The organism is Bradyrhizobium sp. th-b2 (assembly GCF_000426785.1).
Taxonomy (GTDB): domain Bacteria; phylum Pseudomonadota; class Alphaproteobacteria; order Rhizobiales; family Xanthobacteraceae; genus Bradyrhizobium; species Bradyrhizobium septentrionale.
This window is the reverse complement of sequence record NZ_AUGA01000037.1, coordinates 1-23,454: the sequence shown is the minus strand read 5'-3', so window position 1 is coordinate 23,454 and position 23,454 is coordinate 1. Positions and strand designations below refer to the sequence as shown.

Genomic DNA, 23,454 nt, shown 5'->3' with positions numbered 1-23,454 from the left:
CTTAACCCCACTGATGCTTGCTCGTTGACCTCGGTGCCGAACGGTCGCAACATGGGAGACTCGCCGTTTCAAGGGGGCCGCCGTGGCCGGACTCTCCCATCGCCAGACTGAAATCCTCAACATCGCGCGCGCATTCGGCCGGGTCATGGTCGAGGATCTTGCCAGGCGATTCGAGGTGTCGGCGCAGACCATCCGCAAGGATCTCAACGACCTCTGCGACCAGCGCTCGCTGACCCGCATCCATGGCGGTGCGATCATTGCCTCCGGCGTCGAGAACCTTGCCTATGAGGCGCGCCGCTTCGTCGCCGCCGAGGAGAAGAAGGCGATCGGCGCCGCCGCGGCCGCGCGGATTCCGAACGGCTGCTCGCTGTTCATCAATATCGGCACCACGACGGAGGAGGTCGCGAGCGCGCTGACCTCGCATGAGGACCTCCTGGTCATCACCAACAACCTCAACGTCGCGATGCTGCTGTATCGCCATCCGCGCATCGAGGTGGTGGTCGCCGGCGGCACGGTGCGCCGCGCCGATGGCGCGGTGGTCGGCTCGACTGCCACGCAATTGATCGGCCAGTTCAAGGTCGACTACGCCATCATCGGCGCGTCCGCGATCGACGAGGAGGGCGCGCTGCTCGACTTCGATTATCGCGAGGTGCAGGTCGCGCAGGCGATCATCGCCAATGCGCGCAACGTCATGCTGGTCTCGGATTCGACCAAGCTTCGCCGCAGTGCGCCGGTGCGCATCGCGCATATGAGCCAGATCCAGACCTTCGTGACCGACTCGCCGCTCCCCGCGGGCCTTGCCAACATCTGCCACAGCCGCGGCATCGAAGTCGTCGTCGCGATGGACAAGCCGCAGAGCGATCTCGACGACAACGCCGAGCCCGCACCGGCGACGCTGCGCACTGCCTGATTCCGTATTCTCTCGCTGTCATCACCCGGCTCGACCGAGCGATCCAGTATTCCAGAGACATTCGCGCTTGAGCCGCGACGCCGCGGCGTACTGGATGCCCCGCTTGAAGCGGGGCATGACAGCGGAATGCGACGAAGCCGCTGCACAGGAGTGACGGGTCGGGAATAGGTTTCGCCAGGCACATCTGCCCCAGCCGCGATCACCTCGCCCAAAAAATCCACAGCCAAGGTTCCCTGTTTTCACTTTGCTTTCGTTTTTGGTTGTGATCTACTTCAATCCGAAAGTAAAACCGTCGAAGCGAAAACGGTTGCCGGGGGAAGCGTTCTTTGGACCAGATTTACGACCTCGCCATCATTGGAGGCGGCGTTAATGGCTGCGGCATCGCGCGCGATGCGGCGGGCCGGGGTAATTCTGTTTTCCTCTGTGAAATGAATGACTTGGCCAGCGGGACGTCGTCCTGGTCGACCAAGCTCGTGCATGGCGGTCTGCGCTATCTCGAATATTACGAGTTTCGTTTGGTGCGCGAGGCGCTGATCGAGCGCGAGATCCTCTGGCAGATTGCGCCCCATATCATTCGCCCGCTGCGTTTCGTTTTGCCGCACCACGCCGGCCTGCGCCCGGCCTGGCTGCTGCGGCTCGGCCTGTTCCTCTACGACCACATCGGCGGCCGGCACCTGCTGCCGGCGACGCGCTCGGTTGATCTGACGCGCGACGTGGTCGGCAAGCCGCTGATCCCGGGTCGCTACACCAAGGGCTTTGAATATTCCGACTGCTTCGTCGACGACGCGCGGCTGGTTGCGCTGACCGCACGCGATGCCGCCGATCGCGGTGCCGAGATCCGCACCCGCACCCGCGCGGTCGAGATCAGGCAGGTCGACGGCGTCTGGCATCTCACGGTCGAGGACGGCGTCGACGGTGCGCGCAACACCATCAAGGCGCGCGTGCTGGTCAATGCCGGCGGTCCCTGGGTCGAGCAGGTGCTGGCCTCGGGCGCCGGCGTCAACGCGCGGGCCAAGGTGCGGCTGGTGCAGGGTTCGCACATCGTGGTGCCAAAACTCTACGACCACGACCGCGCCTATATCTTCCAGAACGCCGACGGCCGCATCATCTTCGTCATTCCCTATCAGGACGATTTCTCGCTGATCGGCACCACCGATCGCGACTATGACGGCGATCCGGCCAAGGTGAAGGCGTCGCAGGAGGAGATCGAATATCTCTGCGCCTCCGCCAGCGCCTATCTCGCCAAGCCGGTGAAGCCCGAGGACGTGGTCTGGAATTACTCCGGCGTGCGTCCGCTGTATGACGACGGCGCCAGCGAAGCCAAGGCGGCGACCCGCGATTACGTGTTCGAGCTCGATACGCCCGGCGGTGCGCCGCTACTGTCGATCTATGGCGGCAAGATCACGACTTACCGCCGTCTCTCCGAGGAGGCGCTGGAGCGGCTGTCGCCTTACCTCCGCGGCACAAAGGCGCAGGAGGGCTGGACCGGCAAGGCGCCGCTACCCGGCGGCGACATGGATGTCTCCGCGGTCGCGGCGTTATCAGCCGAATTGGTTCGCAACTACCCGTTCCTTGCGCAACAGCACGCCAATCGTCTCGCGCATGCCTACGGCACGCGTGCCAGCAAAGTCTTGGGCAATGCAGCATCGGCCGAAGATCTCGGCCGCTCGTTCGGCGCCACCTTGACGGAGAGCGAAGTCAGGTACCTGATGGCAAACGAATGGGCTCGGACTGCGGACGATGTCGTCTGGCGACGATCCAAGCTGGGCTTGCGGATGACGGCGGGTGAAATCGCCGCGCTCGACGAGTGGATGCTCGCCAACCGCGTGTCCGGTGAACGTCCCCTCCGCGAAGCGGGAGGACGGGCATGAGCGTCACACTGCAGAATGTCACGCGGACCGTGGATGGCATCGCGACCATCCGCGACGTGTCGCTGACGCTGGAGCGTGGCACGCTCAGCGTGCTGCTCGGGCCGACGTTGTCGGGCAAGACCTCGATCATGCGGCTGCTCGCCGGCCTCGACAAGCCGACCACCGGCCGCGTGCTGGTCGACGGCAAGGACGTCACAGGCGCCGACGTGCGCCAGCGTTCGGTCGCGATGGTCTATCAGCAGTTCATCAATTATCCCTCGCTCACGGTCTACGAGAACATCGCCTCGCCGCTGCGGGTGCAGGGCAAGCCGCGCGCCGAGATCGAGAAGCGGGTGGCGGAAGCCGCCGGCCTGCTGCGGCTCGAGCCGTTTCTGAAGCGCACGCCGCTGCAGCTCTCCGGCGGCCAGCAGCAGCGCACCGCGATTGCCCGCGCGCTGGTCAAGGGCGCCGACCTCGTGCTGCTCGACGAGCCCTTGGCCAATCTCGACTACAAGCTGCGCGAGGAGCTACGCGCCGAGCTGCCGCGCATCTTCGAAGCCTCCGGCGCGATCTTCGTCTATGCCACGACCGAACCGTCGGAAGCGCTGCTGCTCGGCGGCGACACCGTGTGCATGTGGGAAGGAGAGGTGTTGCAAATCGGCGCGACGCCGAAGGTCTACCGCCATCCCGACACGCTGCGCGTCGCCCAGGTATTCTCCGATCCGCCGCTCAACATCATCGGCATCGAGAAGAAGGGCGCCCAGGTGATCTATGCCGGCGGCGAGCAGGCGCCCGCGGCCGGCCTCTACGCCACGCTGCCTGACGGCGTCTACAAGATCGGCTTCCGCGCGCACCAGCTCGAGGTCGGCAGCTCCGCAGCCGGCCGCCACAAATTCTCCGCCACCGTGACGGTGACCGAGATCACCGGCTCGGAGAGTTTTGTGCACGTCCATGTCCACGATTCGAACTGGGTCGCGGTGCTGCACGGCGTCCATGAATATGAACCCGGGCAAGTGCTTGAAGCCGCGCTCGATCCCGAAAACATCTTTGTGTTCGACGCCGCTGACCGCCTGGTCGCGTCGCCCGCGACCGCGTTTGCAAGCGAATTGTATGGCGATTCGCTCGCGGCACGCGCGTCGGCCAGCAAGAGCAATTGAGGGAGATGCCCGATGGCCCGCATTGACCTCGTCGATCTCGCACAGTCCTACAGCGGCAATGACGCGCCGCCGGAATCCTTTGCGCTGAAGCCGGTGACCATGACCTGGCGGCAGGGTGGCGCATATGCGCTGCTCGGGCCGTCCGGCTGCGGCAAGACCACGCTGCTCAACCTGATCTCCGGCATCGTGACCCCGTCGCGCGGCAAGATCCTGTTCGACGGTCAGGACATCACGCCGCTGTCGACGCAGAAGCGCAACATCGCGCAGGTGTTCCAGTTCCCGGTGATCTACGACACCATGACGGTCGGCGAGAACCTGGCCTTCCCGCTGAAGAACCGCGGCGTCGCCAAGGCCGAGGTCGATGCGCGGGTCCGGCAGATCGCCGACCTGCTCGACCTCACGCCGTATCTGAACCGCAAGGCGACCCGGCTCACCGCCGACGCCAAGCAGAAGATCTCGCTCGGCCGCGGGCTGGTGCGCTCCGACGTCGCCGCGGTGCTGTTCGACGAGCCGCTGACGGTGATCGATCCCGAGCTGAAGTGGCAGCTGCGCTCGAAGCTGAAGGCGCTGCATCGCGAGCTCGACCTCACGATGATTTACGTCACCCACGACCAGACCGAGGCGCTGACCTTCGCCGACACCGTCGTCGTGATGCATGACGGCCGCGTGGTGCAGAGCGGCACGCCGGCCGAACTGTTCGACAAGCCGGCGCATACCTTCGTCGGCTATTTCATCGGCTCGCCCGGCATGAACATCGTGCCCGCCGAAGTCAGTGGTCACGAGGCGCGGGTCGACGGCCATGTCATCGGCCTGAATCGAAACTATGGTGTGCTGCCGGCGGGCAGGAAAATCGAGATCGGCGTGCGGCCCGAATTCGTCGACGTCGCGGCGCCGGCACCCGGCCTGCTGTCGGCCACGATCGAGCGGATCGACGATCTCGGCCGCATCCAGTTTGCCCGCGTTCGCGTCGGCAACACCAAATTCGCCGCGCGCGTGCCGCCGGGCTTCTCGGTCTCCGGCGATACCGCCGGGCTGATCTTCAATCCCGCGCATGTCCACGTCTATGCCGACAGCCATTTGGTGGAAGGGGTCGCCTGATGGACAAGACGATCAACCAAAAAGCCTGGTTCCTGGTGCTGCCGGTGTTCCTGGTGGTGGCGTTCTCGGCGGTGCTGCCGCTGATGACCGTCGTGAACTATTCGATGCAGGACACCTTCGGCAACAACCAGTTCTTCTGGAACGGCGTCGGCTGGTTCAAGGAGCTGCTCGATCCCTCGACCGATCTCGGCGGCCGCTTCCTGGCCTCGCTCGGTCGCAATTTGTTGTTCTCGGCGATCATCCTCGCGATCGAGGTGCCGCTCGGCATCATCGTCGCGCTGTCGATGCCGCGCGAGGGCTGGAGCGTCGCGGCCTGTCTCGTCATCCTCGCGCTGCCGCTGCTGATTCCGTGGAACGTGGTCGGCACCATCTGGCAGATCTTCGGCCGGCCCGACATCGGCCTACTGGGCTATACGCTGAACCATCTCGGTATCAACTACAATTACGTCTCCAATGACCTCGACGCCTGGGTCACGGTGATCGTGATGGACGTCTGGCACTGGACCAGCCTCGTCGCGCTGCTGTGCTACGCCGGCCTGAAGTCGATCCCCGACGCCTATTACCAGGCGGCGCAGATCGACGGCGCCTCGCGCTGGGCGGTGTTCAAGGCGATCCAGCTGCCGAAGATGAACCGCGTGCTGCTGATCGCGGTGCTGCTGCGCTTCATGGATAGTTTCATGATCTACACCGAGCCGTTCGTGGTCACCGGCGGCGGCCCGGGCAACTCCACCACCTTCGTCTCGATCGAGCTCGTCAAGATCGCGCTCGGCCAGTTCGACCTCGGCAAGGCCGCGGCGCTGTCGCTGGCCTACAATCTCATCATCCTGATCGTGTGCTGGGTGTTCTACACCGTGATGACCAATGCCGGCGCCGAGCGTCCGGTCAAGGGAGGAGCGGCATGATGCATTCGATCCCCGGCCGCCGCCTCATCATGGCGCTGTTCCTGATCTTCCTGCTGTTGCCGATCTACTGGCTCGTCAACATGAGCTTCAAGACCAACGCCGAGATCGTCTCGACGATGACGCTGTGGCCGCATACGCCGACGCTGCAGCACTACAAGCGCATCTTCACCGACGAGAGCTGGTATTCGGGCTATATCAATTCGCTCGAATATGTCGTGCTGAACACCATCATCTCGATCGCGGTGGCATTGCCGGCGGCCTATGCGTTCTCGCGCTACCGCTTCCTCGGCGACAAGCATCTGTTCTTCTGGCTGCTGTCGAACCGCATGGCGCCGGCGGCGGTCTACGCGCTGCCGTTCTTCAACCTGTATTCGGCGATAGGCCTGTTCGATACGCCGTGGGCGGTTGCGCTCGCGCACTGCATCTTCAACGTGCCGCTGGCGGTGTGGATCCTCGAAGGCTTCGTCTCCGGCGTGCCGCGCGAGATCGACGAGACCGCCTTCCTCGACGGCTATTCGTTCCCGCGCTTCTTCATCAAGATCCTGGTGCCGCTGATCGCGAGCGGCATCGGCGTCGCCGCCTTCTTCTGCTTCATGTTCTCCTGGGTCGAGCTCCTGCTGGCGCGCACGCTGACCTCGGTGCAGACCAAGCCGATCGCGGCAATCATGACGCGCACGGTCTCCGCCGCCGGCATGGACTGGGGGCTGCTTGCTGCCGCCGGCGTGCTCACCATCATTCCGGGCGCGCTGGTGATCTGGTTCGTCCGCAACTACATCGCGCGCGGCTTCGCGCTCGGCCGGGTCTAGGATGATGATGAAGCAATCAGGCAGCATCTCAACGCCGGACTTCACCTCTCCCATGGGGAGAGGTCGGATTTGGCGCGGAGCGGCAAATCCGGGTGAGGGGTTTCGCTCGATCGATAGACCGTACCCCCTCACCCCAACCCTCTCCCCATGGGAGAGGGGGCGCAGCGCATCGTGTGGAGGGATTTGAGTCATGGAATCCATCGCATGGATGGCCTGGACGCTGCCGACCGCGATCTTCTTCGCGCTGTTGGCCTCGACACTCGGCGCCATGACCTGGCTCGCGGCGGTCTATCCCGAGGCCGAGCGGGTCGGCGTGCTGCGCATCCCGACCACGCGCGGCGATCGTTTGTTCATTTCGCTGGTGCTGGCGGCGGTGATCCACCTTTTGTGGATCGGCCTCGTCGGCACCGATACGATCTTCACGCTGCCGATCGGGGAGGGCGTGGAGATTTCGAGCCTGTGGCTCGCAACGCTGATTTCGCTTCTTTCAGCCGTCGCGATTTTTCGCACCGTCTGACGAAAGCGAAGAAGAGCAGATCCGGGGTCTACCCGGGCCTGAGGTTTTGGTTTGTCGCTGCAACCGGAGGAAACTATATGCCACATTTGAGAACGACAAAGGATAGTCTTTTGACTATGACCAGCGCCGCCGCGCTGATCGCAGCTTCGCTCACGGTCGCTGCGCCGGCGCGTGCGGCCGATGAAGCCGTGATCCAGAAGTGGATCGCGGAATTCCAGCCCTCGACGCTGTCGAAGGCAGACCAGAAGAAGGAGCTCGAGTGGTTCGCCAAGGCCGCCGAACCCTTCAAGGGCATGGAGATCAACGTCGTCTCGGAAACGATTACGACGCACGAATATGAATCGCAGACGCTGGCCAAGGCGTTCTCCGAGCTCACCGGCATCAAGCTCAAGCACGACATCATCCAGGAAGGTGACGTGGTCGAGAAGCTGCAGACCCAGATGCAGTCCGGCAAGAATGTCTATGACGGCTGGATCAACGACTCCGACCTGATCGGCACGCACTTCCGCTACGGCCAGACCATCGTGCTCTCGGACTACATGAAGGGTGAGGGCAAGGACGTCACCGACCCGATGCTCGACGTCGACGACTTCATCGGCAAGTCGTTCACGACCTCGCCGGACGGCAAGCTGTATCAGCTTCCCGACCAGCAGTTCGCGAACCTCTATTGGTTCCGCTACGACTGGTTCACCAACCCCGACTACAAGGCCAAGTTCAAGGCCAAGTATGGCTACGAGCTCGGCGTGCCGGTGAACTGGTCGGCCTATGAAGACATCGCTGAGTTCTTCACCAACGACATCAAGGAGGTCAACGGCGTCAAGGTCTATGGCCACATGGACTATGGCAAGAAGGATCCCTCGCTCGGCTGGCGGTTCACCGACGCCTGGCTGTCGATGGCCGGCAACGGCGACAAGGGTATCCCGAACGGCCTGCCGGTCGACGAGTGGGGCATCCGGATGGAAGGCTGCCGTCCGGTCGGCTCCTCGGTCGATCGTGGTGGCGACACCAACGGTCCGGCCGCGGTCTACTCGATCACCAAGTATCTCGACTGGCTGAAGAAGTATGCCCCGCCCCAAGCCCAGGGCATGACGTTCTCGGAAGCCGGCCCGGTGCCTGCGCAGGGCAACATCGCCCAGCAGATCTTCTGGTACACCGCCTTCACCGCCGACATGGTGAAGCCGGGCATCGCCGTGATGAACGCGGACGGTACGCCGAAGTGGCGTATGGCTCCGTCGCCGCACGGCTCGTACTGGAAGGAAGGCATGAAGCTCGGCTATCAGGACGCCGGCTCCGCCACGCTCTTGAAGTCGACCCCGCCGGATCGCCGCAAGGCAGCCTGGCTCTATCTCCAGTTCATCGTCTCCAAGTCGGTGTCGCTGAAGAAGAGCCATGTCGGTCTCACCTTCATCCGTGAATCCGACATCTGGGACAAGTCGTTCACCGAGCGTGCGCCGAAGCTCGGCGGCCTGATCGAGTTCTACCGCTCGCCCGCGCGCGTGCAGTGGACCCCGACCGGCAACAACGTGCCCGACTATCCGAAGCTCGCGCAGCTGTGGTGGCAGAACATCGGCGATGCGTCGTCCGGTACCAAGACGCCGCAGCAGGCGATGGACGCGCTCGCCGCGGCCCAGGATTCGGTGATGGAACGTCTTGAGAAGTCCGGTGTGCAGGGTGCCTGCGGACCGAAGCTGAACAAGAAGGAATCCGCCGAGTTCTGGTTCAAGAAGGCCGAGAAGGACGGCACCATCGCTCCGCAGCGCAAGCTCGCGAACGAGAAGCCGAAGGGCGAAACCGTCGACTACGACGCGCTGATCAAGTCGTGGCCGGCCACCCCGCCCAAGCGCGCCGAAGCGAAGTAAGGAAGGCGTACCAGCCCACGCCATCCGAAGACGACGAAAGGCCGGGAGCGATCCCGGCCTTTTTTTTTTTTCTCCGCTGTCATCGCCCGGCTTGACCGGGCGATCCAGTACGCCGCGGCGTTTCGATCAATCGCTGGCGTCTCTGGAATACTGGATGCCCCGCCTTCGCTGGGCATGACAGTTTTTGGTCCACTCTACTCCGCCGCCTCGGTCGCCTTCAGCGTCGGATAGTCCGTGTAGCCCTTGGCGCCGCCGCCGTAGAAGGTCGCCTTGTCCCACTCGTTGAGCGGGGCGCCGGCCTTGAGCCGCTCGACCAGATCGGGGTTGGAGATGAACGGCTTGCCGAACGCGATGAGGTCGGCGTCGCCGGCTTCCAGCACCTTCTCGGCCAGCGGGAAGTCGTAGCCGTTGTTGGCGACATAGGCCTGCTTGAAGCGCTTGCGCAGCGAAGCGTAGTCGAACGGCGCGATGTCCCGCGGGCCGCCGGTCGCGCCTTCGATGACGTGAATATAGGTCAGCTTCAGCGCGTTGAGCTGATCGACAATGTAGTCGAACAGCAGCTGCGGATTGGAGTCGGAGACGTCATTGGCCGGCGTCACCGGCGAGATGCGGATGCCGGTGCGATCGGCGCCGGCCTCGGCGGCGACCACCTTGGAAACCTCAAGCATCAGCTTTGCGCGGTTCTCGATAGAGCCGCCGTAAGCGTCGGTGCGCTTGTTGGTGCTGTCCCTCGCGAACTGGTCGAGCAGATAACCATTGGCGCCGTGGATCTCGACGCCGTCGAAGCCGGCAGCCAGCGCATTCGCGGTGCCGCGCTTGAAGTCCTCGATGATCCCGGGGATTTCCGACAGCTCGAGCGCGCGCGGCTCGGAGACGTCGGCAAAGGTGCCATTGACGAAGGTCTTGGTCTTGGCCTTGAGCGCGCTCGGCGCCACCGGCGCACCGCCGTTCGGCTGCAACGCGACATGCGAGATGCGGCCGACATGCCAGATCTGGATGAAGATGCGGCCGCCGCGCTCATGCACGCGGTCGGTGACCTTGCGCCAGGCCGCGACCTGCTCCTTCGAATAGATGCCGGGCGTGTCCTGATAGCCCTGGCCCTGCTGCGAGACCTGGCTCGCCTCGGATATCAGCAGGCCGGCGGAGGCGCGCTGGCCGTAATAGTCCACCGCGAGCGGGCTCGGCACCATGCCAGGCGGCACCGCGCGGTTGCGCGTCAGCGGCGCCATCACCAGGCGGTTCGGCAGCGTCAGCGCGCCGAGCTTGAAGGGTTCAAGGAGTTTGGTCGGTTGGCTCATGGATATGTCCCAGGGAGTGACGAATACAGAAGACTTGTGCATTGCGGCGACAAGCGCAATGGCCGAGGCATTCGCGCACCGCAGGTTAGCTGCGCACAATCCCGCCCATGTGGCCGGCATCGAGGAACAGGGTGTGCGCGTTCACATAGGAGGATTCATTCGAAATCAGGAACAGCGCAGTATAGGCGACCTCCCAGCCGGTGCCCTGGCGGCCGAAAGGCACTGTCACGGCGCGGTCCGATCGCCTGCGGCTGGCGTCGCGGCCCATCGGCGTATCCATGAAGCCGGGCGCGATCACATTGCAGCGAATGCCCTTGTCCTCGCCGGCTCGCGCGATCGCCCGTCCCAGCGCGATCTGCGCCGCCTTGGAGGATTCATAGGCCGGGTTGCGGCCACCGGCGCGCTGGCTTGCCATCGAGGAGATCAGGATGATCGCGCCACCGGGCGCCATCACCTCGAGCGCCTTCTGCGCGAACAGCATGTGGCTGCGCACATTGACGGCGTAGTCGCGGTCCCAGGCTTCTGCCGTCATTTTGGGCAGCGACAAGCCGGAGGAAATGCCGACATTCAGCGCCAGCCCGTCGAGCCCGCCGAGTTTTTGCGCGCAGCGCTCCACCGCAGGCGCAATCTGCGCAAACGTCGGAGACATCGACCACATCGGTGAAGGCCTTGCCGCCTTCCTTGCTGATCTACGCGACAGTGTCGTCGGCGGCTTCCTTGTTGACGTCGAGGCAGGCGACCGAGGCGCCCTCGCGCGCGAACAGCACGCTCATCGCGCGGCCGTTGCCGATCAGCGGCTCAGCGTCGACGGTGGCGCGCTGTCCCGCGCCGACCACGATGATGCGCCGGCCGTTGAGGCGGCCGTGGTTCTTTGCCAGTTCCAGCGCTTCCGCATGCAGCGAGGCGGATGGATCGATGGCTTTCGGTGCGTGGGTTGTGGTCGCCATGGCGTGCTCCCTGACGTCTTGTTGTTGTCAGGGAGCAGTAGCACGGCCGTGCGTGCGAGGCTAAAATCCCGCGGCGGGGAATATGTTTGTGCCACGTCATTCCGGGGCGATGCGAAGCATCGAACCCGGAATCCAGAAGTTGTATGGCTCGAGATTCCCCGGTGCGCAATTGCGCACCTGAGGTTCTCGCTCGCGAGCCCCGGAATGACGCGCGAAGCGCGTCAGCTCACGCCGAGGAAATCGCGCTTGCCGATCTCGACGCCGTTGTGACGCAGGATGCCGTGCGCGGTGACGGCGTGGAAATAGAAGTTCGGGAACGAAAATGCGTTGAGGAATTGCTGGCCCTTCAGGGTCATGGTGCGGCCGGGGCCGACCGGGAAGGTGACATCCTTGGCATCGCCGCCGTCGAACTGCTCGGGCTTGAACGACTTCACATAGTCGATCGTGTTGGTGAGCCGCTGCTTCAATTCGGCGAAGCTGGTCTCGGTGTCGGGTGTCGACGGCACATCGCTATGCGTCAGCCGCGCGCAGCCTCTTGCGGCGTGATCGCAGACCAGCTGTACCTGCTTGGTCAGCGGCAGCATGTCCGGATAGAGCCGCGATCCGAGCAGCACCTCGGGCGCGATCTTCTTCGCATCGCAATGCGCCTCGGCCTTGCTGAGCAGGCCGCTAAGGCTGTTGAGGATCTGCAGATAGGCGGGGACGACGGCGTCATAAAAGGACATGTGTTGCTCTTCTTGGTTCTGATGAAATCCAAATCTGCCGAACGGCGATGCTGCAAATGGTGCCGCGAAGGGAAGAATACAACCGCGGAAGGCTGTAACACTTGGTCAAATATTTCCTGCGCCTTCTCTATCCCGTCATCCTGAGGAGCCGCGAAGCGGCGTCTCGAAGGATGCACGGCCCGGCCGGTGGCCGTCGACCCTTCGAGACGCGCTCCGCGCTCCTCAGGGTGACGGGATTACCAATGCGCGCGCGGCTGAATGGTGTGTCCTACCGCGTCCCCGGCATCGCGGCGTCCGCGGCCGGCTGGGTGCGGCCACCGCGCATCCGGGCCAACAGCTCCGCGGTCGGCCAGGAATCCGCCGGCAGGCCGTACTTCACCTGCATCGCCTTGACCGCGCTGCGGCTCGCCTGTCCGAGCACGCCGTCGATCTTGCCGACGTCGTAGCCGGCGCGCGCCAAGAGCGACTGCAGCTCCTTGATCTCGTTGAACGGCAGCTGCGCGACCGGCGCGTGCGGGCGCTGCATCGGCGGCGCGCCCGCGATGCGGCCGGCGAGATAGCCGGCGGTGGTCGAATAGATCAGCGAGTTGTTCCACTCGGTGTAGGCGGCGAAATTCGCGTAGGCGAGGAATGCCGGGCCCATCCGGCCCATCGGCAGCAACAGCGAGGCCGGCATCTCGTCGTTGGCGAGCGGCTTGCCGTCTGTCGTAGTGACGCCGAGCGTAGCCCATTTCGAGCGCGGCAGCTTGATGGTGAGGTCGGCCTGGTCCCACGGGAAATTCGCGGCCTGCGGCACGCGCACCTCCTGCAGCCACGGCTCGCCGCGCCGCCACTTCAATCCGTTGGCGATGTAGTTCGCGGTCGAGCCGATCACGTCGGGGCCGCTGGCGAGCAGATTGCGATGGCCGTCGCCGTCATAGTCGACGGCGTAGTTGAAATAGTGTGTCGGCAAGAATTGCGTCTGGCCGAGCTCGCCGGCCCACGAGCCGATCATCTCGTCGGGCGTCAGGTCGCCGCGCTCGATGATCTTCAGCGCCGCGATGGTCTCGCCCTGGAACATCTCCGAACGGCGGCAATCATAGGCCAGCGACACCAGCGATTTCAGTGTCGGCAGATTGCCCATCTGGACGCCGAAGTCGCTCTCCAGTCCCCAGAACGCGGCGATCACCGCCGGCGGCACGCCGTACTCCTTCTCGGCGCGCGCGAACGCGGCCGCATATGTCTTGATGTATTGCTGACCCTGCTGCATCCGATAGTTCGCGGCCATGCGGCCGGCGAACTGGGTGAATATCTGCCCGAACACGCGCTGGCCGCGGTCGCGGTTGACGATGCCCTGGTCATAGATCAGGTACGGCGCGGTCTCCGCGATCGTGCGTTGCGAGACGCCGGCGGCCACCGCCTTCTGCTTCAGCTCAGTGAGGAAGCGATCAAAGCTCTGCCCGGCATGGCAGGACGCAGCCCGCGGCGAGGCGGCGACCGCCGGGCGCGGCCTGACGGGCGCGGGACCCGCAGGGTTGGGCAGTGGCTGCTGCGCCGAGGCGGCCGTCGAGAGCGCCAGCGCCACCGCTGCTACAGCGATCATGATCGGGGCGCGGAGGGGAGATGCTGGCATCGATGTCACCGGCTGGATCGGGGATAGGGCCCGCCCTGCATACACCAGGGCGACACCGGGCAACAACGGGGGGCCGCCGTTAGACCAATTGGCCTTCGGCAGTGTGAATAGCCGCCGCTATGATCGGCCGGTGATTCGCGGGCAGGGGTGTCGGCGGATCGATCACGCGCGGAGGGAGCCATGTGGAGTTTTCTCGAGCGTATTTTGGATTCGTCGACCTTTTCACCGCACGGCATCTGCCTGCTGTGGGAGCCGGAGCTGATCTGGCTCCACGTGATTTCCGACGCACTGATTGCCGCTTCGTATTTCTCGATCCCGTTTGCGCTGGCGATCCTCGTCTCCAAGCGGCGCGATTTTCAGTTCGGCTGGATGGCCTGGCCGTTCGCCGCCTTCATCCTCGCCTGCGGGCTGACGCATGTATTCTCGATCTACACGCTGTGGGTGCCGATCTATGGTCTCGAAGGCCTGCTCAAGGCGCTGACCGCAATTGCCTCGATCTTCACCGCGGTCCTGCTCTGGCCGCTGATCCCGAAAATCCTGGCGATCCCGACCGAGGCGCAGCTGCGCGAGGCGCATGTCGCGCTCGCCGAGGAGGGGCGGCAACGCCAGCGCTCGGAAGTCCTGCTCGAGCGCTTCCGCGAGGCCGAAGCCAATGAGAGCAAGATCCGCCAGGCGCAGAAGATGGAGGCGGTCGGCCAGCTCACCGGCGGCATCGCGCACGACTTCAACAACATCCTCACCGTGATCACCGGCACCATCGACATTCTGTCGGAGGCGGTCACCCATAACCGCCAGCTGGTCGAGATCACCTCGCTGATCCGCGACGCCGCCGACCGCGGTGCGTCGCTGACGCGGCATCTGCTCGCGTTTGCGCGCAAGCAGCCGCTGCAGCCGAGCGACGTCGACGTCAATGCGCTGATGGTCGACACCATCGAGCTGCTGCAGCCGACCATCGGCGACCATGTCGACATCGATTTTCGCCCCGCACCCGATCTGCCGCGCGCGCTGGTCGATTCCAACCAGCTCGTCACCGCGATCATCAATCTTGCGCTGAACGCGCGCGACGCGATGCCGAAGGGCGGCCGGCTCATGATTGAGACCCGCACCGCCGAGCTGAAGCCATCAGACGTGCATGGCCATGACGGGCTCGCCGCCGGCGACTATGTCGCGATCGCGCTGACCGACAACGGCCAGGGCATCGCGGAAGCCGATCTGGCAAAGGTGTTCGAGCCGTTCTTCACCACCAAGGACGTCGGCAAGGGCACCGGCCTCGGGCTTTCCATGGTCTATGGCTTCGTCAAGCAATCCAACGGCCACATCGTGCTCGACAGCGAGGTCGGCCGCGGCACCCGCGTCATGCTCTATCTGCCCCGTGCGGCGGTGGTCTCGCCGGCCGCGGCGCCCGAGCGGCGGCAGCCGGATGTTCCCGGCGCGCAGGAAATCGTGCTCGTCGTCGAGGACGACAGACTGGTGCGCTCCTACGTGCTGACCCAGATCGAGAGCCTCGGCTACACCACGCTGTCGGCCAACAATGGCGCTGAAGCGCTCGCCGTGCTCGACAGCGGCGCGCCGGTCGATTTGCTGTTCACCGACGTCATCATGCCGGGCGCGATGAACGGGCGCGAGCTCGCCACCGAGGCGCAGAAGCGGCGGCCCGGCCTGCGCGTGCTGTTAACGTCGGGCTACACCGAGAATGCCATCGATCAGGACGGCAAGCTCGAGCAGGGCATCCTGTTCCTCGGAAAGCCCTACAGCCGGGCCCAGCTCGCCCGCATGCTGCAGGTGGCGCTGCGCGAGGGTGAGCGGCAGCTCGCTCGGCAGGAGCCGGCGGAGTAGGCGCGATCCGGTAGCCGTAGTTCCGTAGCCCGGATGAGCCAACGGGTCGCGCGAACGCGCGCCCGATGACAGGCTCCGCGATATCCGGGGGCAGTGTTCCCGCATGTCGCTGGCGCTCATGCGGGCTACAATCTGCCGCAGATGACCGATCGTTAATCCCCGCCGCGTCGCTGCGACGCACTGGTTCCCCTTGCGGCGCGCGCAGCAAAATCCCTACCTCAGCGGCGTCAGTTGTGGCAGCATTCCGCTGGCCGTGAGGGAACAACGATGAACTATTTCCGCACCGCGCTCCTGCTTGCCGGCCTCACCGCCCTGTTCATGGGCGTCGGCTATCTGATCGGCGGCGGCACCGGCGCCGTGATCGCGCTGATCGTCGCGGCTGCGACAAACCTGTTCACCTACTGGAATTCCGATCGCATGGTGCTGTCGATGTACGGCGCCCATCAGGTCGATGCGCGTTCGGCGCCCGAACTCTATGACCTCGTCGCCGAGCTCGCGCAGCGCGCCGCTCTGCCGATGCCGCGCGTGTTCCTGATGGACGAAGCGCAGCCCAACGCCTTCGCGACCGGCCGCAATCCGGAGAACGCCGCCGTCGCCGTCACCACGGGTCTGATGCAGCAGCTCAGCCGCGAGGAGCTCGCCGGCGTGATCGCGCACGAGCTTGCGCATATCAAGCATCACGACACGCTGACCATGACGATCACGGCGACGATCGCCGGTGCGATCTCGATGCTGGCGCAGTTCGGTATGTTCTTCGGCGGCAACCGCAACAACAACGGCCCCGGCATCATCGGCTCGATCGCGATGATGATCCTGGCGCCGCTCGGCGCTGCGCTGGTGCAGATGGCGATCAGCCGCACCCGCGAATATGCCGCCGACAATTATGGCGCGCGCATCGTCGGGCAGCCGATGTGGCTGGCGTCCGCGCTCGCCAAGATCGAGAATTCAGCGCATCAGGTGCCGAATATGGAGGCCGAGCGCAATCCGGCCACCGCGCATATGTTCATCATCAATCCGCTGTCGGGCCACGGCGTCGACAATCTGTTCGCCACCCACCCCTCGACCGCGAACCGCATCGCGGCGCTGCAACAACTCGCCGCCGAGCTCGGCACCCAGACCGCGCCGCTTTCCACCGGCGCCAGCTATCCGCCGCGCAGCCCGTGGGGCGGATCACAGGGCCAGCGCGGCCCGTGGGGCTGAAGATCGTGGGGCTGAAAATCCTGGGGTTGAAGATTCGGGGTTTAAGATTCTGGGCTGACGATGGCAGGCGAGGTCACGCCTTTGCCGTCAGCACCACATCGTCCATGAACAGCGCATCGATACCGGACTTGCGGAACGTGACGATCGCGTCGGTGGGGGCGCAGACGATCGGCTCGCTGTCATTGAACGACGTGTTGACGACAAGGGGCACACCGGTCTTGGCAAAGAAGCAGGAGATCAGCTCGTGAAAGCGCGGATTTGATCTGCGGCTGACGATCTGGACCCGGGCGCTGCCGTCGCGGTGCAAAACCGCCGGAATGAGATCGCGCCGGTCGGGCTTGACGGGACATGCAAACAGCATGAACGCGTGACTGGCCGTCGGCGCGCCGACCTCGAACCATTCCTCGGCGTGCTCGGCCAGCACGCTCGGCGCAAAAGGGCGGAAATCTTCCCGGTGCTTGACCTTCTGATTGAGGATATCGCGCATGTCCGGCCGCCGCGGATCGGCGAGCAGGGAACGGTTGCCCAGCGCGCGCGGCCCGAACTCCATGCGGCCCTGGAACCAGGCGACGATCTTGCCGCTGGCGATCATGTCGGCGGCATCGCGCGCCGGCGATGTGCTGCGCCGTGCCTTGAGCCCGGCTGACTTGACCGCCGCCACAATCTCGCGCCGCTTGAATCCGGGCCCGAGATACGGCGTGTCGTTGCCGCGCTCGGGGGAATGCTTGTGTTTTGCGCAATGCACGGCGAGGGCGGCGCCGATCGCCGTGCCCGCATCGTGCGGCGCGGAGGGGATGAACACGTTGGTGAATTCGCCGGATCGCCTGACCAGTTCATTGGTCACGCAATTGAGCGCGACGCCTCCGGCAAGACACAGATTGTCCGACGGCACCCTGCGCTTGAGGCGGCGGACCGCCGCGACGACAGCGGCATCCGTCGCCGCCTGCAACGCGGCCGCCATGTCGGCATGCCGCGGCAGGATTTCGCCGTCCTCGTAGCGCCCCGGGCCGAACACGGCTTCCATTCTGGCGTGACGCTCCGGGCTGGTGCCGAGATACTCCGGCGACACCCCGTAGTTCACCTCATCGGCACGCATGATCGACTGGAACTGCTGACGGAAAACCTCCGGATCGCCGTAGGCCGCGAGGCCCATGACTTTCGAGGCGTCGTAATGCGAGAAGCCGAGATAACCGCTGAACACCTCCCACAGGAAACCGATCGAATGCGGATATTCGAATGTCTCGACGGTCTGGATGCGGGTGCCGGCTGCCTTCGCCAGCGCGGTGCACGCGGTCTCGCCGATTCCATCGATGGTGAGGATGGCCGCGTGATCGAAGCCGGACGGGAAGTAGGCGGATGCGGCGTGCGCCAGATGGTGAGGCACGAAATGCAGTCGCTGCCGCAGTGAACGTCCGAGCAGGTCGTCGATGGCGCCGGGCACCTGACCAAGCCGGAGCCGAAAGGTCTCCTCCAGCCGCGGATCCCACCACTCGGCGCGATATCGCTTGCGGCGCTGCCTCGGATCGAACGAGTATGCGACGTGATCGATATCGCGCGCTGTCAGCCCGGCATGGTTCAGGCAAAAGCGGATCGCGCGTTCGGGGAGCTGATGCGGGTTGTCGAACTCGGCCGGCTTGCCGTGCTTGATGCGGTTGAACCGCTCCTCCTCGGCGGCCACCACGAGCCTGCCGTCAACCAGCAGCGCGGCGGCGGACTCGTGATACACCGAATTGATCCCAAGGATGTTCACCTGCGTCCCCCCATACGCCTGACCGTCACGGCAGACTAGAGCGTTTTCGAGCGAAGTGGATACCGGTTCGCGTGAAGAAAACGCGTCAAACAAAAATCTAGAGCCCCGTTCCGATTTTATCGGAACGGAAATGGCTCTAGCCAAGCTGTCCGGAACAGTAAGGCAGTATCGAGGCTGCGCACTGAAGACCAAAAGCCGCAGTTCGCGCCGCTCGAAACGCGCTATGCGCTCGCGGCGTCCAGCCGTCCGACCTGGTCCTTGGTCAGTTCGAGTTTCGTGGCCGCGACAAGCGTTGCGACCTGCTCGGGCCTGGTGGCACTGGCAATCGGCGCGGTGACCGAGGGCTTCGCCATCAGCCAGGCGAGCGCGACCGCGGCCGGCTCGGCGCGCGTTTCCGCGGCGACCTCATCGAGGCCGGCCACGATGCGCATGCCGCGCGGGTTCATGTATTTGGGAATGCTGCGCGAGCCGCGCGGGCTCTTGGCGAAGTCGCTCTCCGAGCGGTACTTGCCGGTCAAAAATCCCGCGGCGAGCGAGAAGAACGTGATCACGCCGACGTCGTTCGCCTCGCAGACCTGTTGCAGCGCGCCTTCGTAGCTCGACCGCTCCATCAGGCTGTATTCGGGCTGCATGCTCTCGTAGCGCGGCAGCCCGTTCGCCTTGGAGATATCGAGGGCGCTGTTGAGCCGCTCCGCCGAGAAATTCGAGGCGCCGATCGCCCGGACCTTGCCTGCCTTGATCAACTTGTCGTAGGCCGCCAGTGTCTCTTCCTGCGGGGTCGTCTCATCGTCCTTGTGGGACTGGTAGAGGTCGATGAAGTCGGTCTGCAGCCGCCGCAGCGAATCCTCGACGGCGCGCGCGATATAGTCCGGCTTCAGCCCGACATTGTCGTTGCCCATGTCCATTCCGACCTTGGTGGCGAGGATGACGCGGTTGCGGTTGCCGCGCGCCTTCATCCATTTGCCGATGATCGTCTCGGATTCGCCGCCGCTATGGCCCGGCGCCCAGCGCGAATAGACGTCCGCCGTATCGAGGAACGTCAGCCCGTGCTCCAGCACGGTGTCGAGCAGGCGAAACGACGACGTCTCGTCGACCGTCCAGCCGAACACATTGCAGCCAAAGCACAGGGAGGGAACGGTGAGGCCGGAGCGGCCGAGCGCGCGATGCTTCATGAGTTTTCTTTCGCTTGTTCTTGAGGGCAGGCGCCGGACACTGAGGCAGATCGCCTTTGTTTGCAAGGCGCTGAGCGGCATCCGCTCCGCTCTGCTGCATCACAAACGCCATGCTCGCTCGTGCGTCAGGTCAGGCAGGCTGCCCCTCGGCGCCGCATCGATCACGGCGCGATTTTCGCAACGCGCAGGAACGCGATTTCATTTGTCGGGCGCTTGATGTAGATTGCCCGGCGAGCTGCCACCGGTCGCGCCGAATTCCGGAGAATGAGCGGCAGCGCACATGGCCATCGGCAGGCCACCTCTTCTCATTTCAGTACGAAATCTGCTGCTGCCCGGGTCACGCCCGGGTGAAACGCTTTTCTCATTTCAGCCAAATGGAGCGATTGCCATGCATTTCTGCTTCTCAGGTGAATACACCCCGCGTGCTCTCAACAACATCATGGAGAACCCGGCGACCAATCGCTATGAGGCCGCCAGGAAGTTGATCGAAGCGGCCGGCGGCAAACTGATTTCGATGTACAGCACGTCGGTCGATGGTCCCGGCGTGATGGTGATCTTCGACGTGCCGGATCCGACCGTCGCACCGGCCATCAGCGGCGTGGTCGTGGCAGCCGGCACCATGCAGAATGTGAAGCTGGTCCGGCTGTTTACCCAGGACGAGATCAAGGTGGTGCGTCAGCACGCGAGCAAGTTGAAGGCTGCCTACACCCCGCCTGGTGGCTAGCAGGCTGGAGGATCAAGCACCGCTGATCGTCTGACGTCCGGTGTCCTCTCGCGCGGCGGCGCTACCCGGCGCTCCGCGCGAAGGCGAGGGCCGTTGCGCGCGCCGCTGATCCGGGGCGCGTCAGCGGACGGGCAACACGCTCAGGCGGATGTCGTGGGCACGTGCATGCCGGTTCGCAAGCCCCGGCCGGTTGTGCCGTCGCCTGACGTCCGCCGCCTCGTGTTTCAGCATTCGGCATCAGCGTCGCAGCCGCCCCTCAAGCAGGCGGCGTGTCCAGGTAGACGTAAAGCGCCGCGATCTTGCCGTCGCGCGCGATGATGAAATCCACGCCGGTGTAGACAGGCTTCTCGCCTTGCGGCCCGGAGCCCCATGCCAGGCGTCCCGAATTGTGCAGGACCTGCGGCGCGCCATGAGGCGTGTAAGCGAAGTGCGGATGCGTCGCCCGGAGATCGCCGGCAAACTTGTCGAGCGCATCGTGGCCTACCAGAATGCCTGATGGCGCGTAGAGCACGCAATCCTCGGTGTAGAGTTGTTGAATTGCGGCCCTTCGGCGCACCGGATCGCCTTCGCCGAAAACCTCCGGAAGGTTGCGCATAAGCAGCGTTTCGATGCCGCTCACATCTGCGCCCGCCGAGGGCGGGGCGCTGCTCTTGCTGGTATGCTCGTTCATCGGAGACCTCCATGCGTGACTCCAACATCATGTGGCCGCAGGCACCGTTGCGGAACGACAATGATGGAAAGTCATCGTTTCCCATTTTGATGCATCGGCGTGACCGCCGTGGGTGCTCTAGCTAGTGTGCCTCGTCCTCGCTCGAGTCCTCCTGCTCCGCCTTTGGCGGCCAGGCGCCGCGCCGGACCAGCGCCTCGTGCAGCCGTTTTTCGATCTGGCCCTGGTGCGAGCAGAATTCCGCGGCGGCAAGGCGATCGAGGATCTCCAGCAGCGGCTGCCGCAGCAGGATCGGCTCCTTGCCCGGTCCCTTGGGCTCGCTAGCGTCTGGACACATGACGCAAGCTGCTTCAACCTTCTTGAGGCTTCAGGTCATCGGACGCAGGCTGCCGTTGGAGCTTGGGGGGGCGACGCGTTCTGGAAACATTCAGGTCGGATTTGAACGTCCGATCGAGCAGGTTCGTCTCACAAGGGAGATGGGTATGTTTGAAACTGAGCGATTCATCGCCGACTGCGAGGCGGCTTTCGCAGCGGACTCGAGCCACAGGGCAATTCGCGAGGTCGTTGCACGGGCAATGTCCGAGCCAGCAACAGTCCTCAAAAGCCTCGGCGAGCCGAAGCGCGCCGGGAGCCAGACGCTCTTCCACTCGGATTCGCTCACAATCCTCAACGTGATTTGGGCGCCGGGCATGATGGTGATGCCTCACAACCATCGCATGTGGGCCGTCATTGGCATCTACTCGGGCCGCGAGGACAACGTCTTCTGGCGACGCATCCCGGGCGAACCGAACAGGATAGAGGCCGCCGGAGCGAAAGCGCTGTGCGAGAAGGACACCGTGCCGCTCGGTTCGGACGTCATCCATTCAGTCATCAATCCGATTGATCGGCTGACCGGCGCGATCCACATCTATGGTGGCGGCGATTTCTTCGCCGCGGAGCGCAGCGAATGGGATTCGTTCACGCTGGATGAGCACCGCCACGACCGTGAGCGGACGCTCCGCATGTTCGAACAGGCGAATGCGCGTTACGAGGCAAGTCTCCGCACACTCGACGGCTGAACCGTGCGGCACCGGGAAAGTGGAAGTGTAATCCGTCTCCGGGAGGATGGCATGCACACGATGACAATTCCGCGTCGCTTTCGCGGGCCGCCGAATTCAGGCAACGGCGGCTATGTGTGTGGGGCGCTGGCGCGCCAAATAGCCGGTGCCGCGGAAGTCACGCTGCGCGCCCCGCCACCGCTGGAGACAGAGCTGGATTTAGTCGAGGTCGAGATGGGCGTATGGGAGATACGCCATGGCGCCGCGACAATAGCAATCGGCAGGGCCGTCATGCTTGACTTGAGCCGGCTCGAGAGGGCGACCTTCGACGAGGCGGTGGAAGCCGAGAAGCGCACGCCAATCAAGCCGCACGAACATCAGCTGCCGATGTGCTTTGTTTGCGGACCTGACCGGGCAGCGGGCGACGGGCTGCGGCTTTTCGCCGGGCCGCTCATTCGGCAACAGCCGAGCGGGGTCTTTGCCGTACCCTGGACGCCCGACGCCTCCCTCACCGCAGCTGATGGCCTGGTTGCTCCCGAGTTTGTATGGTCTGCGCTGGATTGTCCGACCGGCTACGTAGCCCAATACGACTCCGAAAGCAGAAGCTTCAACGCTTTGCCGATCCTGCTCGGGCGTCTGTCCGTACGTATCGATGGGCGGCCGCGGCCGGGCGAGCGATGCGTGGTGACGTCCTGGAAAACCGGCGGCGAGGGCCGGCGTCTCATCGCCGAGGCGGCGCTGTTTGGTGAAGAGGAGAACCTGCTTGCGATTGGTCGTGCCGTCTGGATTGTCGTCGATCGGCAGGTTCAGCTCGGAAGCAGATAATTGCACATCGGGAATGACGAGAGAGGCGCGACCTCCTGCCATTGAGTTGCCCGACGACGCAATCCCCTCATGCGAAAATATTTCGGTTTATCGGAATTGCAGCTCGGTGTATGGTCTGCCCGTCTCACCCGATCGAGGGGCGCTTCGCGATCGTCACGAACGCGGTGTGGGATGCGGCGGACGCCGAGTGTGTGACTGACGAGAGCACGCGAAGCGGACGGCGAAGTCGCGTGGTCCTGACGCCCTAGCGGCCGGTGTCCCCTTGTAAGACGCAATTGCGTCTTGCGAAGGCGGTGACAAACAAGCCCAGTCTCGCCGGGGAGAGCGCGAAGTAAGCCGTAACCCATCGCGCAGGGAAAGCCGGAGTTTCCGGTTACACCTGTGGTCCTACCCCCGAGCTTTCTACCTTTTGCTCGGGGCCCATGGGTGCGATCGGCACCCGGCTTTCCCTGCGCCCTCTGCGAGAGAGGGGGCGAAACGAAGAGCAAAGCTCGGACAATTCATGTCGCGAGAATGCGAAGCCGCGTCCCCACCACATCTGTCATCGCCCGGCTCGACCGGG

At 64.4% G+C, this 23,454-nt stretch carries 22 protein-coding genes; 13 read left to right on the top strand and 9 right to left on the bottom strand.

Translation table 11 applies throughout. The annotated features are described in order from the left end of the window. The first annotated feature begins 82 nt into the window (after positions 1–82). The 8 genes from K359_RS0132145 (at position 83) to K359_RS0132110 (ending at position 9,099) form a co-directional block, all read left to right on the top strand. Positions 83–910, top strand: coding sequence for a DeoR/GlpR family DNA-binding transcription regulator (locus tag K359_RS0132145; RefSeq protein WP_029083001.1), 828 nt, complete (start codon positions 83–85; stop codon positions 908–910). A gap of 326 nt (positions 911–1,236) precedes the next feature. Next, the gene (gene glpD, locus K359_RS0132140; RefSeq protein ID WP_029083000.1) at positions 1,237–2,781 is read left to right on the top strand and encodes a glycerol-3-phosphate dehydrogenase; all 1,545 of its coding nucleotides are present in this window, start codon (positions 1,237–1,239) and stop codon (positions 2,779–2,781) included. Next, entirely contained in the window at positions 2,778–3,917 is a 1,140-nt protein-coding gene (locus K359_RS0132135; protein ID WP_029082999.1) for an ABC transporter ATP-binding protein, read from the top strand. The genes glpD and K359_RS0132135 overlap by 4 nt, the downstream gene beginning before the upstream one ends. A gap of 12 nt (positions 3,918–3,929) precedes the next feature. Further along, positions 3,930–5,015 (top strand): ABC transporter ATP-binding protein, encoded by a 1,086-nt coding sequence (locus K359_RS0132130; protein ID WP_029082998.1) that lies wholly within the window; start codon positions 3,930–3,932, stop codon positions 5,013–5,015. Then, on the top strand, positions 5,015–5,917 hold the full coding sequence (locus tag K359_RS0132125; protein ID WP_029082997.1) for a carbohydrate ABC transporter permease: 903 nt from the start codon (positions 5,015–5,017) through the stop codon (positions 5,915–5,917). The genes K359_RS0132130 and K359_RS0132125 overlap by 1 nt, the downstream gene beginning before the upstream one ends. Further along, positions 5,917–6,723: a carbohydrate ABC transporter permease gene (locus K359_RS0132120; protein WP_029082996.1), complete on the top strand. Its 807-nt coding sequence runs from the start codon at positions 5,917–5,919 to the stop codon at positions 6,721–6,723. Before K359_RS0132125 ends, K359_RS0132120 begins: the two co-directional genes overlap by 1 nt. Positions 6,724–6,913: 190 nt before the next feature. Next, positions 6,914–7,240, top strand: coding sequence for a DUF2160 domain-containing protein (locus K359_RS0132115; RefSeq protein ID WP_029082995.1), 327 nt, complete (start codon positions 6,914–6,916; stop codon positions 7,238–7,240). Between the two features lie 116 nt (positions 7,241–7,356). Beyond that, a complete protein-coding gene (locus K359_RS0132110) occupies positions 7,357–9,099 on the top strand; it encodes an ABC transporter substrate-binding protein (protein ID WP_029082994.1) in 1,743 nt (580 codons plus the stop codon). 194 nt (positions 9,100–9,293) lie between these two features. On the opposite strand, the gene K359_RS0132105 is transcribed toward K359_RS0132110, so the two are convergent. The 5 genes from K359_RS0132105 to K359_RS0132090 form a co-directional block, all read right to left on the bottom strand. Beyond that, entirely contained in the window at positions 9,294–10,397 is a 1,104-nt protein-coding gene (locus K359_RS0132105) for an alkene reductase (RefSeq protein WP_029082993.1), read from the bottom strand. A gap of 85 nt (positions 10,398–10,482) precedes the next feature. Beyond that, the gene (locus K359_RS53530) at positions 10,483–11,046 is read right to left on the bottom strand and encodes an SDR family NAD(P)-dependent oxidoreductase (protein WP_198031210.1); all 564 of its coding nucleotides are present in this window, start codon (positions 11,044–11,046) and stop codon (positions 10,483–10,485) included. A 40-nt stretch (positions 11,047–11,086) separates the two neighbouring features. Further along, complete coding sequence (locus tag K359_RS63510) at positions 11,087–11,344, bottom strand: hypothetical protein (protein ID WP_198031209.1); 258 nt, start codon at positions 11,342–11,344, stop codon at positions 11,087–11,089. 221 nt (positions 11,345–11,565) lie between these two features. After that, entirely contained in the window at positions 11,566–12,069 is a 504-nt protein-coding gene (locus tag K359_RS0132095) for a DUF1993 family protein (protein ID WP_029082992.1), read from the bottom strand. Between the two features lie 268 nt (positions 12,070–12,337). Then, positions 12,338–13,681, bottom strand: a complete 1,344-nt coding sequence (locus tag K359_RS0132090; RefSeq protein WP_245284781.1) for a lytic murein transglycosylase — start codon at positions 13,679–13,681, stop codon at positions 12,338–12,340. 180 nt (positions 13,682–13,861) lie between these two features. Here K359_RS0132090 and K359_RS53525 point away from each other — a divergent pair, with 180 nt between their 5' ends. After that, positions 13,862–15,517, top strand: a complete 1,656-nt coding sequence (locus K359_RS53525; protein WP_051346525.1) for an ATP-binding protein — start codon at positions 13,862–13,864, stop codon at positions 15,515–15,517. Positions 15,518–15,784: 267 nt separating this feature from the next. Then, positions 15,785–16,717: a zinc metalloprotease HtpX gene (htpX, locus tag K359_RS0132080; RefSeq protein WP_029082990.1), complete on the top strand. Its 933-nt coding sequence runs from the start codon at positions 15,785–15,787 to the stop codon at positions 16,715–16,717. 73 nt (positions 16,718–16,790) lie between these two features. Here htpX and K359_RS0132075 read toward each other — a convergent pair whose 3' ends face one another. Beyond that, positions 16,791–18,467, bottom strand: coding sequence for a carbamoyltransferase C-terminal domain-containing protein (locus tag K359_RS0132075; RefSeq protein ID WP_029082989.1), 1,677 nt, complete (start codon positions 18,465–18,467; stop codon positions 16,791–16,793). A 221-nt stretch (positions 18,468–18,688) separates the two neighbouring features. Beyond that, the gene (locus K359_RS0132070; RefSeq protein WP_029082988.1) at positions 18,689–19,639 is read right to left on the bottom strand and encodes an aldo/keto reductase; all 951 of its coding nucleotides are present in this window, start codon (positions 19,637–19,639) and stop codon (positions 18,689–18,691) included. Positions 19,640–19,919: 280 nt separating this feature from the next. On the opposite strand from K359_RS0132070, the gene K359_RS0132065 reads away from it, so the two are divergent. Then, on the top strand, positions 19,920–20,363 hold the full coding sequence (locus K359_RS0132065; protein WP_245284780.1) for a GYD domain-containing protein: 444 nt from the start codon (positions 19,920–19,922) through the stop codon (positions 20,361–20,363). A gap of 256 nt (positions 20,364–20,619) precedes the next feature. Here the strand turns inward: K359_RS0132065 and K359_RS0132060 are convergent, their stop codons facing one another. After that, positions 20,620–21,033 (bottom strand): nuclear transport factor 2 family protein, encoded by a 414-nt coding sequence (locus K359_RS0132060; RefSeq protein ID WP_084518564.1) that lies wholly within the window; start codon positions 21,031–21,033, stop codon positions 20,620–20,622. A gap of 121 nt (positions 21,034–21,154) precedes the next feature. Continuing rightward, complete coding sequence (locus K359_RS0132055; protein ID WP_029082985.1) at positions 21,155–21,367, bottom strand: hypothetical protein; 213 nt, start codon at positions 21,365–21,367, stop codon at positions 21,155–21,157. Between the two features lie 145 nt (positions 21,368–21,512). Between K359_RS0132055 and K359_RS0132050 the strand changes: the two genes are divergently transcribed. Both K359_RS0132050 and K359_RS0132045 read left to right on the top strand, forming a co-directional pair. Next, positions 21,513–22,088: a hypothetical protein gene (locus tag K359_RS0132050; protein ID WP_029082984.1), complete on the top strand. Its 576-nt coding sequence runs from the start codon at positions 21,513–21,515 to the stop codon at positions 22,086–22,088. A gap of 51 nt (positions 22,089–22,139) precedes the next feature. Continuing rightward, positions 22,140–22,892 (top strand): hypothetical protein, encoded by a 753-nt coding sequence (locus tag K359_RS0132045; RefSeq protein WP_029082983.1) that lies wholly within the window; start codon positions 22,140–22,142, stop codon positions 22,890–22,892. The last annotated feature ends 562 nt before the right edge of the window (positions 22,893–23,454 follow it).

What these genes read in the sequence shown, in the direction of transcription:
- K359_RS0132090 (WP_245284781.1), bottom strand. Translation starts at nt 13,681, where the DNA reads ATGCCAGCATCTCCCCTCCGCGCCCCGATCATGATCGCTGTAGCAGCG.
- K359_RS63510 (WP_198031209.1), bottom strand. Translation starts at nt 11,344, where the DNA reads ATGGCGACCACAACCCACGCACCGAAAGCCATCGATCCATCCGCCTCG.
- htpX (WP_029082990.1), top strand. Translation starts at nt 15,785, where the DNA reads ATGAACTATTTCCGCACCGCGCTCCTGCTTGCCGGCCTCACCGCCCTG.
- K359_RS0132065 (WP_245284780.1), top strand. Translation starts at nt 19,920, where the DNA reads ATGGCCATCGGCAGGCCACCTCTTCTCATTTCAGTACGAAATCTGCTG.
- K359_RS0132055 (WP_029082985.1), bottom strand. Translation starts at nt 21,367, where the DNA reads ATGTGTCCAGACGCTAGCGAGCCCAAGGGACCGGGCAAGGAGCCGATC.
- K359_RS53530 (WP_198031210.1), bottom strand. Translation starts at nt 11,046, where the DNA reads ATGTCTCCGACGTTTGCGCAGATTGCGCCTGCGGTGGAGCGCTGCGCG.
- K359_RS0132060 (WP_084518564.1), bottom strand. Translation starts at nt 21,033, where the DNA reads ATGAACGAGCATACCAGCAAGAGCAGCGCCCCGCCCTCGGCGGGCGCA.
- K359_RS0132095 (WP_029082992.1), bottom strand. Translation starts at nt 12,069, where the DNA reads ATGTCCTTTTATGACGCCGTCGTCCCCGCCTATCTGCAGATCCTCAAC.
- K359_RS53525 (WP_051346525.1), top strand. Translation starts at nt 13,862, where the DNA reads ATGTGGAGTTTTCTCGAGCGTATTTTGGATTCGTCGACCTTTTCACCG.
- K359_RS0132050 (WP_029082984.1), top strand. Translation starts at nt 21,513, where the DNA reads ATGTTTGAAACTGAGCGATTCATCGCCGACTGCGAGGCGGCTTTCGCA.
- K359_RS0132110 (WP_029082994.1), top strand. Translation starts at nt 7,357, where the DNA reads ATGACCAGCGCCGCCGCGCTGATCGCAGCTTCGCTCACGGTCGCTGCG.
- K359_RS0132130 (WP_029082998.1), top strand. Translation starts at nt 3,930, where the DNA reads ATGGCCCGCATTGACCTCGTCGATCTCGCACAGTCCTACAGCGGCAAT.
- K359_RS0132070 (WP_029082988.1), bottom strand. Translation starts at nt 19,639, where the DNA reads ATGAAGCATCGCGCGCTCGGCCGCTCCGGCCTCACCGTTCCCTCCCTG.
- K359_RS0132045 (WP_029082983.1), top strand. Translation starts at nt 22,140, where the DNA reads ATGCACACGATGACAATTCCGCGTCGCTTTCGCGGGCCGCCGAATTCA.
- K359_RS0132125 (WP_029082997.1), top strand. Translation starts at nt 5,015, where the DNA reads ATGGACAAGACGATCAACCAAAAAGCCTGGTTCCTGGTGCTGCCGGTG.
- K359_RS0132105 (WP_029082993.1), bottom strand. Translation starts at nt 10,397, where the DNA reads ATGAGCCAACCGACCAAACTCCTTGAACCCTTCAAGCTCGGCGCGCTG.
- K359_RS0132120 (WP_029082996.1), top strand. Translation starts at nt 5,917, where the DNA reads ATGCATTCGATCCCCGGCCGCCGCCTCATCATGGCGCTGTTCCTGATC.
- K359_RS0132115 (WP_029082995.1), top strand. Translation starts at nt 6,914, where the DNA reads ATGGAATCCATCGCATGGATGGCCTGGACGCTGCCGACCGCGATCTTC.
- K359_RS0132135 (WP_029082999.1), top strand. Translation starts at nt 2,778, where the DNA reads ATGAGCGTCACACTGCAGAATGTCACGCGGACCGTGGATGGCATCGCG.